Consider the following 17,105-nt stretch of genomic DNA (forward strand, 5'->3'; position numbering starts at 1 on the left):
GCAAAATGTCAATGCATTGATAATGTTAAAGCAAAAGAGGGAGCTAAGCTCCCTCTCGTAAACTGGCTTACGCCAGAGCTGCTTTCGCTTTTTCAACCAGGGCAGTAAATGCCACTTTGTCGAATACTGCGATGTCAGCCAGGATCTTACGGTCGATTTCAACAGAGGCTTTTTTCAGGCCGTTGATGAATTTGCTGTAAGAAATACCGTTCTGACGTGCTGCTGCGTTGATACGTGCAATCCACAGTTGACGGAACTGACGCTTTTTCTGACGACGGTCACGATAAGCGTACTGACCAGCTTTGATAACAGCCTGGAAGGCAACACGGTAAACGCGTGAACGCGCGCCGTAGTAACCTTTAGCTTGTTTCAAAATTTTCTTATGACGTGCACGTGCAATCACACCACGTTTTACGCGAGCCATATGCTCTCTCCTGTATCTATATTCTTAAAAAAGTTAAAAGGTTAACGACTTATGCGTACGGCAGGCACGCGATTACCAGACCCAGATCGCCTTTAGAAACCATGGCTTTCGGACGCAGGTGACGTTTACGCTTGGTAGCTTTTTTGGTCAGAATATGACGCAGGTTAGCGTGCTTGTGCTTAAAACCACCTTTACCGGTTTTTTTGAAGCGCTTAGCAGCACCGCGTACGGTCTTAATTTTTGGCATTTTTTAACTTCCACTTCGCATTGTTAATAAACGAAACAAAGGCGAATTAAACCCGTGAACTTATGGCCCACAGGTTTAATTACTTGATGGCCTTACTGTTTCTTCTTCGGAGCAAGCACCATAATCATCTGGCGGCCTTCGATCTTCGTTGGGAAAGATTCGACCACTGCCAGTTCAACCAGATCTTCTTTCACGCGATTAAGCACTTCCATACCGATCTGTTGGTGGGCCATCTCACGACCGCGGAAACGCAACGTGATTTTGGCCTTATCGCCCTCTTCGAGAAAGCGAATCAGGCTGCGGAGTTTTACCTGATAGTCGCCTTCATCTGTACCAGGTCGGAATTTGATTTCCTTAACCTGAATAACTTTTTGCTTCTTCTTCTGTTCCTTAGAAGATTTGCTCTTTTCATAGAGGAACTTGCCGTAGTCCATTATACGGCATACGGGCGGCTCGGCGTTAGGGCTAATTTCGACTAAATCGACCCCGGCTTCTTCAGCTTTTTCCAGAGCTTCTCTGAGACTCACAATACCAAGCTGCTCGCCTTCCAGACCTGTTAAGCGAACTTCCGTGGCGCGAATCTCGCCATTAATACGATTGGGACGCGCCGTTTGAACTCGTTTTCCGCCTTTAATACCTTATTCCTCCAGTTGTTGAAGACTGCGGCTGCGAATCTCTTGTTGCAGCTTCTCGATAACATCATTTACGTCCAGGCTACCCAGGTCTTTACCGCGACGGGTACGCACAGCAACTTTGCCGGCTTCGACCTCTTTGTCACCACAAACCAGCATATAAGGGACACGACGTAAAGTGTGCTCGCGGATTTTAAAGCCAATCTTCTCGTTTCTCAAGTCTGCTTTTACACGAATGCCCGCATTTTGCAGTTTACGGGTCAATTCGTTAACGTATTCAGCCTGCGAATCAGTGATGTTCATCACAACTACCTGCACGGGTGCAAGCCAGGTTGGGAAGAAACCTGCAAATTCTTCAGTCAGGATGCCGATAAAGCGCTCCAGAGAACCAAGAATTGCACGGTGAATCATCACTGGAACTTGTCGCTCGTTGCTTTCGCCAACATAAGAGGCGTTCAGACGAGACGGCAAGGAGAAGTCCAGCTGGACAGTACCGCACTGCCATGCACGATCGAGGCAGTCATACAGGGTAAATTCAATTTTCGGACCGTAGAATGCGCCTTCACCCAGTTGATACTCAAACGGGATATTATTCTCTTCCAGCGCCACAGCCAGGTCCGCCTCAGCACGATCCCACATCTCGTCGCTACCGATACGTTTTTCCGGACGAGTGGAGAGTTTGACGACGATCTTCTCGAAGCCAAAGGTGCTGTACATATCGTAGACCAAACGAATACAAGCGTTCACTTCATCACGCACCTGCTCTTCTGTACAGAAGATGTGGGCGTCATCCTGAGTGAAGCCGCGTACACGCATTAAGCCATGCAGAGCACCTGACGGCTCGTTACGATGGCAACTACCGAACTCTGCCATACGTAACGGCAAGTCGCGGTAAGATTTTAAGCCCTGGTTAAAGATCTGTACGTGACCCGGGCAGTTCATCGGCTTGATGCAATATTCACGGTTCTCAGAAGAAGTCGTAAACATGGCATCTTTGTAATTGTCCCAGTGGCCGGTTTTTTCCCACAGCACACGGTCCATCATGAACGGGCCTTTCACTTCCTGATACTGGTACTCTTTCAGTTTAGAACGTACGAAAGTTTCCAGTTCACGGAAGATAGTCCAGCCATCGTTATGCCAGAACACCATACCCGGCGCTTCTTCCTGCATATGATACAGATCGAGCTGCTTACCGATTTTACGGTGATCGCGTTTTGCCGCTTCTTCCAGACGCTGCAGATACGCGTTCAGCGCTTTTTTATCTGCCCACGCGGTGCCATAAATACGCTGCAGCATTTTATTATTGCTGTCGCCGCGCCAGTAGGCACCCGCTGTTTTCATCAATTTGAAGTGATGGCAAAAACGCATGTTCGGCACGTGCGGACCACGGCACATGTCGACATATTCCTGATGATGATACAAGCCAGGCTTGTCATCATGGGCAATATTTTCATCAAGGATCGAAACTTTATAGCTTTCGCCGCGTTTAACAAACGTCTCGCGCGCCTCTTTCCAGCTTACTTTCTGCTTGATGACATCGTAGTTCGTTTCGGCGAGCTCATGCATACGCTTTTCGAGCGCGTCGATATCTTCCTGGGTCAGCGTATGGTCAAGATCAACGTCATAGTAGAAACCGTTATCAATAACCGGACCAATAGCCATTTTGGTGTTGGGCCAAAGTTGCTTAATCGCATGACCTAACAGATGCGCACAGGAGTGACGGATGATTTCCAGACCGTCCTCATCTTTTGCGGTGATGATGGCGAGTTTGGCATCGCTGTCAATCACATCACATGCATCTACCAGTTCACCGTTGACGCGACCAGCGATACAGGCTTTCGCCAGCCCCGGACCGATATCCAGCGCAACATCCATTGGGCTTACAGCGTGGTCATAATGGCGTTGACTGCCATCAGGAAGAGTAATTACAGGCATTTCATTTCCTTAATTTGCAGTGGTGCCCCGCACGAAAGAGCACATACAAAATGAGAGATCAAAGATATAACAGCCGCGACGATAAGTTTTCTCGCTTCACTCTGCGGAATTTGTACAGCGTAGAGATCAACCACTACCTGATACCCTTACCTGCCGCTGTTAAGTACCCGGCAATAGTACACATTTGCGAAGGGGGTTGAAAGGATTAGTGTGACGCGGCTCAATAGTGGTGCTTTATTGCAGATTCACGGTTTCGCATGGAAAAACGTTTCAAAAACAGCCACACCCCCTGAGGATTATCTGATTTTTTAGCAAAATCTTGACATGGTGGTATCTCAAGCCGTTTATTTGGCTACCCGTTAACGCCTAACCTACTGATAAAGCATGGCAATCCTTTACTCCATTGTTATTTTCGCACTTCTCGCGATCATTATTTTTTCGTTTTATAAGCACCACAGCATGAAGTCGTCCCGCACCCTTCCGGGCCGTTACAAGAAACGGCGTGGATAACACCGTTTTCTTTGACAAGTCAGGACGTTTCAGAAAGGCACGCATGGCTCGTGCCTTTCTTTATCATATCCACCCTGCTTTTTCAGGCGTTGTAACCTAAAGCGCGGATCACGGTTTCCATCGCTTCTTGCGTTAGCTCGGATCGCTTAATTTTCGTATTGGCCAGCATGGTTCTGACCACCCCGGCAATCACAATATGTTTAGGTTCTTGTCCGAGATCGCGCATTTCCAGCACGATTTTCCCCACTACACGGCACATTTCTTCATATAACGCTTCGTCTTTTGACGTCCCCATTTCACCTCCGGTAGCGATGGTTTTGATAAGCAGGCTGCCTTACGAAGAAAGCGACCTGCATCTGTAAAAAGAGTCAGTAAAGCATATTGTTACCAACATCTGTACACTGTGGCTGTCCACCTGACAGCATGAAGAGGCTACGCAAGCGGCTTTTTTCTGTGCGTCATCTATTTTCAGACACTTGCACAAAGTTAAATTTGCCTGCGAATTTACCTTAAAGTTAATCAGCCCCTTGCCGATGATTAATTCATTAGCGGTCTGAATGAATCACTGACGGTAATGCAGGCAATCAATCATAATGAGTTTATCGGGCTGAACCTCTCCGCCCGAAAAAAAACGACCTCCACGCTACAAGAAAGCATTGAACGTCTGTCTTCGGGGTTACGCATTAATGGCGCGAAAGACGATGCTGCCGGGCAGTCTATCGCTAACCGCATGCGATCTAACGCCAGTGCGGACAGCGTGGTGTCGCGCGGACTTGATGATGCTATCAGTATGGCGCAGACTGCGGATGGCAGCCTGAGCACGGTTAGCGAGCTTTTGATCCGGGCGAAAAGCCTGGCCATACAATCCGGAAACAGCACGCTCTCAGAGAATGACCGGCAAAGCATTCAGAACGAATATCAAAATATTCTTAACAATATTCAGTCAATCTCGGAGGGTACAGAGATTTTTGGACGCTACCCGCTGGCGACTGATTCACCAGAACTGCCGCCAGAGTTGATTGGTGATGTGCCGCCGCTAAACGTAAAGTTTCCGGTTCAGGGAACCAATTATTCGTTCAGTTCAGGCATTATCTCGCTGGCCTATATACCTGCCGGTTCGACCAATATTGCTATTACTATTGATTCACTGGGCCTGGATGATGACATTCAGTTATTCACGCGCGACGGCAAGCATCTGGCCGGTACACCGATTAATGGCACAGCGCCGGACTATACATGGAAAAGCCGCGGTATAACGGATTCAGCGAAAGCGACCAGCCGTGTACTCACCGAAGCCAATGGTTTTGCACATGGTGCAACCTACGACGATTCTTTACTAATTGAAGGAGGCGCATCGTGGGCGCTAAACGGTAGCGAGACGCTGAACTACAACGGTATGACTATCGCTTACAGCGGCGATGGTGACCGTTACGAACCCGGCAATGCCTACAATGACGGTAGCAACGGTTCAAACCGACTCGAGCGGGTAAAAATCGATAACGTTACGGAAGATTTGGTGGTGATGATCGTGGGCAGTGGTTCTTTTACCAGCAATTTAACCTGGGGCACCCTGCCAAAACCAACGATAACACCTGCGGAACCGCCAAAGCAGAGTCGTCCGTGGGAGGTCGTAACCAGCGCGAACGTTGGTGATGATATCCAATCCGTAACCATGCCAGCCACGCCGGCTGACGTGAAATCACTGGGTTTAAACGCGACATCCTTACAAACGGCGGCCTCGGCAGGTGTTGCAATGGGTGCGCTTGACAAAGCACTGGATAAAGTAAGCGCCTGGCGCGCGCAATATGGCGCGTATATCAATCGTTTCGAATCGAATAAATCGGTACTGGCACAACAAAATGTTGCAACACAAGCGGCAAAGAGCCGGATTGAAGATGCGGATTACGCGCTGGAAGTCAGTAAGATGGCCAAAGCGCAGATATTACAGCAGAGCCAGGATATGGTGCTAAAAGTCGCTAACCAGTCGGTAGAGAATATTCTGGCGCTTCTTCGCAGCTAACATCGTATTTTCACAACATTTAATAACAGCAATCAATAACAAAACCATTTGCCCCCCGCGACGAAATAACCTTATTTCACAGAATCCGCGTTACGGCAAAAATAAAAAAACCGGTGCGACTTAATCCGGTTTTTTCAAAGTTAATGAATTAACTCAGAATGTATTTAGTTCCACTCACCCGCGACCAGGGTATGCGCATTAAACGCATTGTCATTTGAGCCCTGAGTTGATTGAGACACCGGAACCATATTGGAACCCGCTTCAATATTGGTGATGTTAGTGTTAGTCTGACTGGCAGTTGCTGCAGGCTGAGCCGCGAAAACGCCAAAAGAGAGTGCAGAAAGCACGACGGCGACCGCAGCGGTTTTGATTTTTTTCATAATTAAATTCTCATTCTTGAATAATTACATTACTGGCTGGGCGCTTTTTAGCCCGTGTTGTTAGTGTAGATCTGGATCACACTTTTGCACAGTCAATTTATTTATCCATTCGTGTCAAATAAACTGAATATGTAACCCAAATATTAATTGTGAGGAAATTATGAAGAGAAAAGAATACTTAAACGAAATTGAAAATAGAATGGTGGAATGAAAAGAGCACAAATTAACAAATAAAAAATTAACAAATAAAAGATGGGCCGATATTTTCGGCCCAACGAATTACATTTTATAGCCTAACGTTACCGTCGTTCTGCGATCGGTATGATCCGGCGCCGTTGACGGTGGCTGGGAGTTCCAGGTCAGGTTATACGCGACTTTCAGAGCAAAGTGCGCGTTAATCGCTACGTTCAGCGCTGTTTCTGAGTTCACGGTAGTATCGTCCGCACCAAATACGGAAACACCCTGCGTGAATTTCGTGGTATCGGTCATCTGCCAGGCGTAGGTGCCGGAAGCATAACCGAGCCCGGTCGTTTTCGTGTTGCCGTCGGTGTACTTGTCATAACGAACACCAGGACCGAATTCAAAGCGCAGGCTGTGAACCGGACCATTCAGGAACTGACGACCATAACCAGCGGTCAGCACATCGCGATCGCGATAGCCGTTATAGCGGTCAGTTAACCAGCTCGCCTGGCCAAACAGGTAATCGTAATCCGTCATGTTATAACGGCTACGGCCACCTACTGCGTATTTTTCAGACGAACGCACATCATTTGACGATGTATTGCTGGCGTTGCCCCACAAAGACCAGGCGGTAGTCTCGCCATACCAGGTCAAGGTGGAATCAGCAGTCAAAGAGGAGCTCTTTGTATTGCCGGACTGAGCCAGATAACCACCGTTTACACCGCCTTCAAACGGCGCTTTAGCGGTAGAGGGATCATCCATGACAGTAAAAACGGTATCATCTGCAAACGCGTGCATTGATACAAACACACCCGCCGCCATCACAAGCACGGGTACTGTCTTCAAAAGCTTCATTTATTTAGAGTCCGAACAGCAAAAAAAGAGACCAACACGGTCCCGGAAACTTTCATTAGGATCAATGACCAGCGGTCCAAAGAAAGGTAACAAATTATAAAAAGGCCGCTTAAACATATCAATGAAATCTTATTTGATTTTTTGAATAAGAGGGATCTTAAAACAGCACAAACGGTTATTAATCACCGCTGCGCATTAAATCAATATCATTTTGAAATCATGCCTTTAATTCCTTTCCCTTCTGCTTGAACAGTGCCAGGCTTACATCAGTCTGAGAAAAAGGAGGTCATCATGGCAGCTATATATACCCTTACGCTGGCGCCTTCGCTTGATAGTGCGACACTGACGCCACAAATTTATCCCGAAGGTAAACTGCGTTGTACGGCGCCCGTTTTTGAGCCTGGCGGTGGCGGTATTAATGTTGCCCGCGCAATTGCACATCTGGGCGGTAAAGCAACGGCAATATTTCCCACTGGTGGCGCAACGGGCGAGCATCTCACCGCATTGCTTGCAGATGAGAACGTACCAACCGTAACCGTAGCCACACAAGACTGGACGCGGCAGAACCTGCACGTTCATGTCGAGTCCAGCGGTGAGCAATACCGGTTTGTCATGCCCGGCGCTACATTGAACGAAGACGAGTTTCGCCAGATAGAAGAGAAAGTCCTGACTATTGAACGTGGCGCGATTTTGGTGATAAGCGGCAGCCTGCCCCCTGGCGTTCAGATCGAAAAGCTGACACAGCTAATTAAAGCCGCGCAAAAACAAGGAATTCGCTGCATTGTCGATAGCTCGGGCGAGGCGCTAAACGCAGCGCTCGCAATTGGTAATATCGAGCTGGTAAAACCCAACCAGAAGGAGTTGAGCGCGCTGGTCGGCAGAGAGCTTACCCAGCCTGATGATGTGCGCAAAGCCGCGCAGGAGATCGTTCAAACGGGCAAAGCCTTGCGCGTGGTCGTCTCTCTTGGCCCGCAGGGCGCATTGGGCGTGGATGCCAATAATTGTGTTCAGGTCGTACCGCCGCCGATGAAAAGCCAAAGTACGGTGGGGGCTGGCGACAGCATGGTTGGCGCAATGACGCTCAAACTTGCACAAGATGCGTCTTTTGATGACATGGTACGTTTCGGCGTCGCCGCCGGGAGTGCAGCCACCATCAACCAGGGGACTCGCTTGTGCGCGCAGCAAGACACGCAAAAAATTTACGACTATTTGCGCCATGCCTGACATACCTCCCCTTCCGGCAGGAAGGGGAAATATCAAATATCCCTGCGGTGGTCGACAAATGTCACTCGCCGTCTATGCTAAAAAAACATCAAGATAACAATGAGGTGAAAGATGGGCAGCGATGGCATCACCCGCTACGTAGTCGAGGTCAAATTTCATGACCAAACGCTGACAGACATCAACGAGATTAATAACCACTTTACACGCGCCGGCTTTCTCCTCACGATGGCGGATGATAATGGCAACGTACACGATCTTGGCACCAATACGTTCGGTTTCATCAGTGCGCTAAGTGAAAAGGATGTTCATGCACTGGCAAGCGGGCTTGCTGAAAGCGCAGTGGACGAAGAGACGGAAATCACTGTCACCACCTGGGAAGCGTTCCAGAAGCAGGAACATTAAGTGCCTTTCCACCGTTGCGTATGCCGGGCGTGCGTTAAGTCGGATTTTTCAACAGCTGTAGTGCGCTAACCTTATGATCTGGCTGATTACATGGGAGAGACATCATGTGGCAAGCGATAAGTGGTCTGTTAAGCGAACAACTGGGTGAAGGCGAAATTGAACAACGCGATGAACTGCCCGGTGGCGAAATCCATGCCGCGTGGCACATACGCTACGCTGGGCGCGATCTCTTCGTAAAATGCGATGATCGTGAACTGCTCCCCATTTTTACGGCCGAAGCCGACCAACTCGCCCTGCTGGCACGCAGCAATACCGTGCGTGTTCCTGCGGTTTGGGCGGTGGGAAGCGACCGCGACTACAGCTTTCTGGTCATGGAGTATCTTCCAGCTCGTCCGCTTGATGCGCATAACGCGTTTATGCTCGGTCAGCAGCTAGCGCGTCTTCACCAGTGGAGCGATCAGCCGCAGTTTGGCCTCGATTTCGATAACGATCTTTCCACCACGCCGCAGCCCAACGCATGGCAGCGCCGCTGGTCAACGTTTTTCGCGGAGCAACGCATTGGCTGGCAGTTAGAGCTGGCGGCGGAAAGAGGGCTGGAGTTTGGCAACATCGATGCGATTGTCGAACACGTTCAGCAACGACTGAGTTCTCACCAACCGCAAGCCTCACTATTGCACGGCGATCTTTGGTCGGCCAACTGTGCACTTGGGCCTGACGGTCCTTACATTTACGACCCTGCTTGCTACTGGGGCGACCGTGAGTGTGACCTGGCGATGCTGCCGCTCCATCCGGACCAGCCGCCGCAAATCTATGACGGTTACCAGTCCATCTCCCCGCTTCCCTCTGATTTCCTCGAACGCCAACCTCTTTATCAGCTTTACACTTTGTTTAATCGGGCAATCTTGTTCGGTGGCGAACATCTGGTGAATGCGCAAAAGGCGCTGGATCGTGTGCTGGCGGCGTGAGTGTTGTTCTCAGACCCGGGGCGCGACGCCTCGGGTTTGGGGTATTACAGGAAACCAAGCAGCGTAAAAAAGAAATAGCCTGCAACAATAATTATCACCGGCAATACATAGAGCGGGAAAATTTGCAGAAAGATAGTGTGATGCGGCACCACAATGCGTGCTTCAATCTGCTCACGCGTTAACCCTTCAGGCCCTTTGGCTTTCTCGAGGATCATCTGGTTTTCCACGCCTTCACGCAGAAAACGCGCCTGACGACTCATGCGCGCACCGGACGCCTGCAGCGCCAGTCCGACAAAAATCAGCACATAAATAATCCAGAACATGATGTTCAAGCTTTGGTGGAAATCAGGCGTTGGCGAGTTGTACCAAAAAAGATTCAGGAATGGCGTGTTAAAACGCATCATCTCAATGATCACATGGGCGAAATCCAGCATCACGGCATTAATGCCCGGCTGTTTTTCGCTGTGATCGTACATAAACTTCAGTACCGAAATAATTGTCGAAATGACGGCTGGAATAAAAATCACCCAACCCAGAACGCGTTTCAGCACGGCGATGCGTCCAGCTTGTTGATACGTCATGGATTCCCCTTGTAAGTGACGCACTGTTTGCGCCTTAGTCTACCTGCTGATAACCATTTTCGCCTGATCTTTAAAGGCAGTATGATGAATGCTTAACCATAATTTCGCTTTTATCCCTGCAAAATCCGTGAATAGAGAGGTGTTATGTCTGCCCCGCGACAAATTCTTGCTGCCATTTTTGATATGGATGGATTACTGATCGACTCTGAACCGCTCTGGGATCGCGCCGAACTCGACGTTGTGGCAAGCCTTGGAGTCGACATTTCAAGGCGCAATGAGTTGCCGGATACGCTTGGCCTGCGCATCGATATGGTGGTTGAACTGTGGTATGCCCAGCAGCCGTGGAATGGTCCGAGCCGTCAGGAAGTCACCGACAGAATCATTCAGCGCGCTATCTCACTGGTTGAAGAAAAGCGCCCGTTGCTGCCGGGCGTCCATGAAGCCATCGCGCTGTGTAAGAACAGTGGACTGGCGGTTGGGCTGGCATCCGCATCGCCGCTGCATATGCTGGAAAAAGTGCTGACCATGTTCGATCTGCGCGACAGTTTCGATGCACTCGCCTCAGCGGAAAAGTTACCCTACAGCAAGCCGCACCCGCAGGTTTATCTGGACTGCGCGGCAAAGCTGGGTGTCGACCCGCTCACGTGTGTGGCGCTGGAAGATTCAGTTAACGGCATGATTGCCAGCAAAGCGGCGCGGATGCGTTCCATCGTTGTGCCGGATGCCGAACATCGCGCGGACCCGCGCTATGTGCTTGCTAACGTAAAACTAGAAAGCCTCGAACAGCTCACGCTCGCACATCTGCTCGGTTAATTCTCCTGCGGGGTGATACAAATCACCCCATTACTTCTCATTTTTTGAAACGCTATTTCATTTTTATTTGTATTTTCTTTATCCGCCTTCTATCCTGATCTTCAGGCGCAGATGCCCATGACAACTATTTATAACGCCGGAGTAAATATGATACTGGAAGCCTTTAAGCTTGCGGGTAAAGTGGCTATCGTCACCGGGTGCGACACCGGGCTGGGTCAGGGAATGGCATTGGGGCTTGCGGAAGCGGGCTGCGATATTGTCGGTGTTGGCCGCAAAGTGCCGCAGGAAACCGCCTCCCGCGTGCAGGCGTTAGGACGACGTTTCCATGCTATTCAGGCCGACCTTCGCCACCAGCACGGCCTTGATGAGGTGGTTAAGCAAGCCGTTGCGACATTTGGGCACATCAACATTCTGGTGAATAACGCGGGGACGATTCGCCGCTGCGATGCCCTTGATTTCAGTGAGCAAGACTGGGATGACGTGATGAACCTGAACCTGAAAACGGTCTTTTTTCTCTCTCAGGCGGTAGCGCGGCAATTTATCGCTCAGGGCAATGGCGGGAAAATCATTAACATCGCTTCGATGCTCTCGTACCAGGGCGGCATCCGCGTGCCTTCATATACGGCGTCCAAGAGCGGCGTCATGGGATTAACGCGTTTACTGGCAAATGAATGGGCGCCACATCAGATTAATGTTAATGCGATCGCACCCGGCTATATGGCGACCAATAACACGCAGCAACTGCGAGAAGATGCGGAGCGCAGCCAGGAGATCCTTGACCGTATCCCGGCAGGGCGCTGGGGTGAACCAGAAGATCTGAAAGGCGCGGCGGTGTTTCTGGCCTCAAAAGCGGCGGATTATATTAATGGTTACACCCTTGCCGTCGATGGTGGCTGGCTGGCGCGTTAAACGTTCAGGATTGTGACAAAGAGTTACACCGTCACCTCTTCCGCCTACTGTACAAACATCCTATACTGTATACATCGACAGTTGAGTGAGTTTGACCATGACGGCGGAAGGACACCTGCTTTTTTCCATTGCTTGCGCGGTGTTTTCCAAAAACGCTGAGTTAACGCCTGTCCTCGCCCAGGGTGACTGGTGGCATATTGTCCCGTCCGCTATTCTTACCTGCCTGCTGCCTGATATCGACCATCCTAAATCTTTTCTCGGGCAACGCCTGAAATGGATATCAAAACCTGTCGCCCGCGCTTTCGGGCATCGCGGATTTACGCATAGCCTGTTGGCGGTTTTTCTGGCGCTGACGCTCTTTTATTTAAAAGTGCCAGAAAGCTGGATAGTGCCCGCCGATGCGCTACAGGGAATGGTGGTGGGTTACCTCAGCCATATTCTGGCAGATATGATTACTCCGGCTGGCGTACCGCTGCTCTGGCCCTGTCGCTGGCGCTTTCGCCTGCCGCTGCTGGTGCCGCAAAAAGGTAACCAACTGGAGCGCGTATTATGCATGGCGCTATTTACTTATGCAGTATGGATGCCGCAAACATTGCCCGAAAACGGTGCAGTCCACTGGTCATCACAAATGATTACATCGCTGCAAAATCAATTTAATCGCTTTATTCATCAGCAATCTGAGCATTAAATCGTCACTTCTTCCTATTTCGATATAACCCATTCCATTTGGATATAAGCCCGTTTCAGCACTTCTGCTAACCTTGCGCAACAGGAGCGGCCGAGAAGGCCGACCGAATAATGATATCAGGAGAACGGGGATGAATTTTCCACTCATCGCGAACGTAGTAGTGTTCGTGGCACTGCTGTTTTTGCTGGCGCAGGCGCGTCACAAACAGTGGAGCCTGGCAAAAAAAGTGCTGGTCGGTTTAGGCCTCGGCGTGATCTTCGGCCTCGCGCTGCAGGCTATCTATGGTGCTGATAACCCGGTACTGAAAGATTCCATCCAGTGGTTCAACGTCGTCGGCAATGGCTATGTCCAGTTGCTGCAAATGATTGTCATGCCGCTGGTTTTCGCCTCAATTTTGAGCGCCGTTGCGCGTCTGCATAATGCGTCACAACTGGGCAAAATCAGTTTTCTGACCATCGGCACATTGCTGTTCACCACGCTCATCGCTGCGCTGGTCGGCGTGCTGGTGACTAATCTGTTCGGTTTGACGGCAGAAGGTCTGGTGCAGGGTACGGCAGAAACCGCGCGTTTGAACGCCATTCAGAGTAACTATGTTGGCAAAGTGGCCGATCTCACCGTGCCGCAATTGCTGCTCTCTTTCGTACCAAAAAACCCGTTTGCCGACCTGACCGGCGCAAACCCAACGTCAATTATCAGCATCGTTATCTTCGCTGCTTTCCTTGGCGTTGCGGCACTGAAATTGCTGAAGGATGATGCGCCGAAAGGCCAGCGTGTACTGACCGCTATCGATACACTGCAAAGCTGGGTGATGAAACTGGTACGCCTTGTGATGCAATTGACACCGTATGGCGTGCTGGCGCTGATGACCAAAGTTGTCGCCGGTTCTAACATTCAGGACATCATTAAGCTGGGCAGCTTCGTTATCGCCTCTTACCTTGGTCTGGGCATTATGTTTGTAGTGCACGGTCTGCTGCTTGGCGTGAACGGCGTGAGCCCGCTGAAATTCTTCCGTAAAGTATGGCCGGTACTGACATTTGCCTTCACCAGCCGCTCCAGCGCGGCATCCATTCCGCTGAACGTGGAAGCGCAAACGCGTCGTCTGGGCGTACCAGAATCCATCGCCAGTTTCTCCGCCTCTTTTGGGGCAACCATTGGGCAGAACGGCTGTGCGGGTCTTTACCCGGCAATGCTGGCAGTGATGGTAGCCCCGACAGTGGGCATTAACCCGCTGGATCCGCTGTGGATTGCCACCCTGGTAGGGATTGTCACCGTGAGTTCCGCAGGTGTAGCGGGCGTTGGTGGCGGCGCGACGTTTGCCGCACTTATCGTGCTGCCTGCGCTGGGTCTGCCGGTCACGCTTGTGGCGCTGCTTATCTCTGTTGAACCACTTATCGATATGGGCCGTACCGCCCTGAACGTCAGCGGTTCCATGACCGCCGGTACATTGACCAGCCAGTGGCTGAAACAGACCGATAAAGCTGTGCTGGACAGTGAAGAGGATGCCGAGCTGGCGCACCGTTAATCACCCGGCATGAAATACCCGATGCCTCTCTTTTGAGGGGCACCGTTTGACAAGAAAACCGCCTGTAACTGCAGGCGGTTTTCTTACTTTTACTCTTCCTCTATCTCGCCTTCCTGACGCATTTGCAGCGCCCAGCGCTGCGCTGCTTCCGGAACGCTAAAGATCGGCGAGCGGCGAAACTTTTCCCCCATCAACACAAACGCCACATACTTGCCACGCAGCAACCAGACATCACGATAGCCATCCACTTTTGAGGCGTGATCGGGGGGAGCCGGTTCGACGCGCGGGACATAGCTGATAATGGCTCGGTTTTGTTGACGATAAGATTTCATAAGCGATGCGTTCTACAGACAAATTCTACAAACATTAAAGACCTATCATAGCCGATTGTGGGCTTATGCGTCGCGCCTTGAACCACTTTCTCTGATTTTTCACCCCCTTTATGCCTGCTGATTAACCAGGTTAACGCAGCATGTTGTTCTATAGTTAGAAGGGTTTTAAGGAAACATCGACCATTTTTCAGCAATGAAAACAGGAGACGAGTTCAATGTCGCACAATGAGAAAGACCCTCACCATCACGCCCCGGTTCATGACGCTAACGAATCCCGCCCTGGGCTGGACTCACTGGCACCTGAAGACAATTCTCACCGCCCTTCCCCGCGCCCCACAGCACCTGGCGAGCAACCGACCGCACCGGGAAGCATGAAAGCGCCGGACACGTCGAATGACAAACTGAACGCACTGGAGCCTTACCGTAAGGGCGGCGAGAATTATCCCCTTACCACTAACCAGGGCGTGCGCATCGCCGATGACCAAAACTCCCTGCGCGCGGGAAAACGTGGCCCAACGCTGCTGGAAGACTTTATCCTGCGAGAGAAAATCACCCACTTCGACCATGAACGCATCCCAGAACGTATCGTGCATGCGCGCGGGTCGGCGGCGCATGGTTACTTTCAGCCCTATCGCAGTCTAAGTGATATTACCAAAGCGGATTTTCTCTCCGATGCGGAGAAAATCACCCCAGTATTTGTCCGTTTTTCCACAGTACAGGGCGGCGCGGGCTCAGCGGACACCGTGCGTGACATCCGTGGATTTGCCACCAAGTTCTACACCGAAGAAGGAATTTTTGACCTGGTTGGCAACAATACACCGGTCTTTTTCATCCAGGATGCGCACAAATTCCCCGATTTTGTCCATGCGGTAAAACCGGAGCCTCACTGGGCGATCCCGCAAGGTCAAAGCGCACATGACACCTTCTGGGACTATGTTTCGTTGCAACCCGAAACCTTACACAACGTAATGTGGGCGATGTCCGATCGCGGCATTCCGCGCAGCTATCGCACTATGGAAGGTTTTGGCATCCACACATTTCGCCTGATCAACGCCGAAGGCAAAGCCACGTTTGTTCGCTTCCACTGGAAACCACTGGCAGGAAAAGCATCGCTGGTGTGGGACGAATCCCAAAAACTGACCGGGCGCGATCCGGACTTCCACCGTCGCGAGTTGTGGGAAGCCATTGAGGCTGGCGATTACCCGGAATATGAACTGGGTTTACAGCTGATCCCGGAAGAGGACGAATTCAAATTTGATTTCGACCTGCTGGACCCGACCAAGCTTATTCCCGAAGAGCTGGTTCCGGTGCAGCGCGTCGGTAAAATGGTGTTAAACCGTAACCCGGATAACTTTTTTGCCGAAAACGAGCAGGCTGCGTTCCATCCAGGGCATATTGTGCCCGGTCTGGATTTTACCAATGATCCGCTGCTGCAGGGGCGTCTGTTCTCCTATACCGATACGCAAATCAGCCGGCTTGGCGGGCCGAACTTCCATGAAATCCCCATCAACCGTCCAACTTGCCCGTACCATAACTTGCAGCGTGACGGCATGCACCGCATGGAGATTGACACCAATCCCGCTAACTATGAGCCGAACTCCATCAATGATAACTGGCCGCGGGAAACACCGCCCGGCCCGAAACGCGGTGGTTTTGAGACTTACCAGGAGCGCGTCGAAGGGGAAAAAATCCGTGAACGCAGCCCCTCATTTGGCGAATATTACGCCCATCCCCGCCTGTTCTGGTTAAGCCAGACACCATTTGAACAGCGCCATATTATTGACGCTTTCAGCTTCGAGTTGAGCAAAGTAGTGCGCACGTATATTCGTGAACGCGTGGTGGATCACCTGGCGCACATCGATATTCATCTGGCGCAAGGTGTGGCGGAAAATCTCGGTATCACCTTGAGCGACGATCAGTTGACTATCGCCCCGCCGCCGGAAGTGAATGGATTGAAAAAAGATCCTTCACTGAGTCTGTATGCCGTGCCGGATGGCAACGTGAAAGGCCGGGTGGTGGCAGTTTTACTGCATGATAAGGTCAGCGCAACGGATGTACTCAACGTATTGCAGGGGCTGAAAGCCAAAGGCGTTCATAGCAAACTGCTTTATGCGCGAATGGGCAACGTGACAGCGGATGACGGTTCAGAATTACCGATTGCCGCCACCTTCGCCGGATCGCCGTCGCTGACGGTAGATGGTGTGATTGTTCCCGGCGGCGATATCAGCGATATCCTGCAAAATGGCGATGCGAAATATTATTTGCTGGAAGCCTATAAGCACCTGAAAACTATCGCGCTTGCGGGTGATGCGCGGCAGTTTAAGCGCTTACTGGATGTGGATAAGCAGGGAGAGGACGGTATTGTCGAGGCGGATAGCGCCACGGCGAATTTTATTGATGATTTTCTGACGCATCTTGCGGCGCACCGCGTCTGGTCGCGCATCAGCAAAATCGATAGCATTCCGGCGTAAGCGTTATTGCAGCCA

At 50.9% G+C, this 17,105-nt stretch carries 18 protein-coding genes; 9 read left to right on the forward strand and 9 right to left on the reverse strand.

Annotated features, from left to right (window positions below):
* Window positions 1–67: 67 nt before the first annotated feature.
* From rplT to fumD, 5 genes are all read right to left on the reverse strand, one after another.
* Complete coding sequence (rplT, locus tag C813_RS36005; protein WP_013366084.1) at window positions 68–424, reverse strand: 50S ribosomal protein L20; 357 nt, start codon at window positions 422–424, stop codon at window positions 68–70.
* Between the two features lie 49 nt (window positions 425–473).
* On the reverse strand, window positions 474–671 hold the full coding sequence (rpmI, locus tag C813_RS36010; RefSeq protein WP_001124225.1) for a 50S ribosomal protein L35: 198 nt from the start codon (window positions 669–671) through the stop codon (window positions 474–476).
* Between the two features lie 92 nt (window positions 672–763).
* Window positions 764–1,306 carry a translation initiation factor IF-3 gene (gene infC, locus C813_RS36015; protein ID WP_071908164.1) on the reverse strand — a complete coding sequence of 181 codons (543 nt, stop codon included), beginning with the start codon at window positions 1,304–1,306 and terminating at the stop codon, window positions 764–766.
* Between the two features lie 3 nt (window positions 1,307–1,309).
* Window positions 1,310–3,238, reverse strand: coding sequence for a threonine--tRNA ligase (gene thrS / locus C813_RS36020; RefSeq protein WP_017456552.1), 1,929 nt, complete (start codon window positions 3,236–3,238; stop codon window positions 1,310–1,312).
* A 592-nt stretch (window positions 3,239–3,830) separates the two neighbouring features.
* Window positions 3,831–4,043, reverse strand: a complete 213-nt coding sequence (gene fumD, locus C813_RS36025) for a fumarate hydratase FumD (RefSeq protein WP_017456551.1) — start codon at window positions 4,041–4,043, stop codon at window positions 3,831–3,833.
* A gap of 279 nt (window positions 4,044–4,322) precedes the next feature.
* Here fumD and C813_RS36030 point away from each other — a divergent pair, with 279 nt between their 5' ends.
* Complete coding sequence (locus C813_RS36030) at window positions 4,323–5,768, forward strand: flagellin N-terminal helical domain-containing protein (RefSeq protein ID WP_017456550.1); 1,446 nt, start codon at window positions 4,323–4,325, stop codon at window positions 5,766–5,768.
* Window positions 5,769–5,932: 164 nt separating this feature from the next.
* Here C813_RS36030 and C813_RS36035 read toward each other — a convergent pair whose 3' ends face one another.
* Window positions 5,933–6,148 (reverse strand): YdgH/BhsA/McbA family protein, encoded by a 216-nt coding sequence (locus C813_RS36035; protein ID WP_017456549.1) that lies wholly within the window; start codon window positions 6,146–6,148, stop codon window positions 5,933–5,935.
* A gap of 279 nt (window positions 6,149–6,427) precedes the next feature.
* Entirely contained in the window at window positions 6,428–7,183 is a 756-nt protein-coding gene (locus C813_RS36040) for a DUF481 domain-containing protein (RefSeq protein ID WP_017456548.1), read from the reverse strand.
* A 291-nt stretch (window positions 7,184–7,474) separates the two neighbouring features.
* On the opposite strand from C813_RS36040, the gene pfkB reads away from it, so the two are divergent.
* The 3 genes from pfkB to C813_RS36055 all read left to right on the forward strand — a co-directional run bounded on the left by pfkB (window position 7,475) and on the right by C813_RS36055 (window position 9,774).
* On the forward strand, window positions 7,475–8,407 hold the full coding sequence (gene pfkB, locus C813_RS36045) for a 6-phosphofructokinase II (protein ID WP_017456547.1): 933 nt from the start codon (window positions 7,475–7,477) through the stop codon (window positions 8,405–8,407).
* A gap of 111 nt (window positions 8,408–8,518) precedes the next feature.
* A complete protein-coding gene (ghoS, locus tag C813_RS36050; protein WP_017456546.1) occupies window positions 8,519–8,809 on the forward strand; it encodes a type V toxin-antitoxin system endoribonuclease antitoxin GhoS in 291 nt (96 codons plus the stop codon).
* A 104-nt stretch (window positions 8,810–8,913) separates the two neighbouring features.
* Complete coding sequence (locus C813_RS36055) at window positions 8,914–9,774, forward strand: fructosamine kinase family protein (RefSeq protein ID WP_017456545.1); 861 nt, start codon at window positions 8,914–8,916, stop codon at window positions 9,772–9,774.
* A 44-nt stretch (window positions 9,775–9,818) separates the two neighbouring features.
* Here the strand turns inward: C813_RS36055 and C813_RS36060 are convergent, their stop codons facing one another.
* Window positions 9,819–10,355 carry a YniB family protein gene (locus tag C813_RS36060; protein ID WP_017456544.1) on the reverse strand — a complete coding sequence of 179 codons (537 nt, stop codon included), beginning with the start codon at window positions 10,353–10,355 and terminating at the stop codon, window positions 9,819–9,821.
* A gap of 144 nt (window positions 10,356–10,499) precedes the next feature.
* Here C813_RS36060 and hxpB point away from each other — a divergent pair, with 144 nt between their 5' ends.
* The 4 genes from hxpB to C813_RS36080 all read left to right on the forward strand — a co-directional run bounded on the left by hxpB (window position 10,500) and on the right by C813_RS36080 (window position 14,287).
* On the forward strand, window positions 10,500–11,168 hold the full coding sequence (hxpB, locus tag C813_RS36065; RefSeq protein WP_017456543.1) for a hexitol phosphatase HxpB: 669 nt from the start codon (window positions 10,500–10,502) through the stop codon (window positions 11,166–11,168).
* Window positions 11,169–11,315: 147 nt separating this feature from the next.
* Window positions 11,316–12,077, forward strand: a complete 762-nt coding sequence (gene kduD, locus C813_RS36070) for a 2-dehydro-3-deoxy-D-gluconate 5-dehydrogenase KduD (protein WP_017456542.1) — start codon at window positions 11,316–11,318, stop codon at window positions 12,075–12,077.
* Between the two features lie 97 nt (window positions 12,078–12,174).
* On the forward strand, window positions 12,175–12,765 hold the full coding sequence (locus tag C813_RS36075; protein ID WP_017456541.1) for a metal-dependent hydrolase: 591 nt from the start codon (window positions 12,175–12,177) through the stop codon (window positions 12,763–12,765).
* Window positions 12,766–12,895: 130 nt separating this feature from the next.
* The gene (locus C813_RS36080) at window positions 12,896–14,287 is read left to right on the forward strand and encodes an L-cystine transporter (protein ID WP_017456540.1); all 1,392 of its coding nucleotides are present in this window, start codon (window positions 12,896–12,898) and stop codon (window positions 14,285–14,287) included.
* Between the two features lie 89 nt (window positions 14,288–14,376).
* Here the strand turns inward: C813_RS36080 and cedA are convergent, their stop codons facing one another.
* Entirely contained in the window at window positions 14,377–14,619 is a 243-nt protein-coding gene (gene cedA / locus C813_RS36085) for a cell division activator CedA (protein ID WP_017456539.1), read from the reverse strand.
* 215 nt (window positions 14,620–14,834) lie between these two features.
* Between cedA and katE the strand changes: the two genes are divergently transcribed.
* The gene (katE, locus tag C813_RS36090; protein ID WP_025263641.1) at window positions 14,835–17,090 is read left to right on the forward strand and encodes a catalase HPII; all 2,256 of its coding nucleotides are present in this window, start codon (window positions 14,835–14,837) and stop codon (window positions 17,088–17,090) included.
* The last annotated feature ends 15 nt before the right edge of the window (window positions 17,091–17,105 follow it).

Origin of the sequence: Kosakonia sacchari SP1 (assembly GCF_000300455.3) — a bacterium.
In the GTDB taxonomy this organism is placed as follows: Bacteria; Pseudomonadota; Gammaproteobacteria; order Enterobacterales; family Enterobacteriaceae; genus Kosakonia; species Kosakonia sacchari.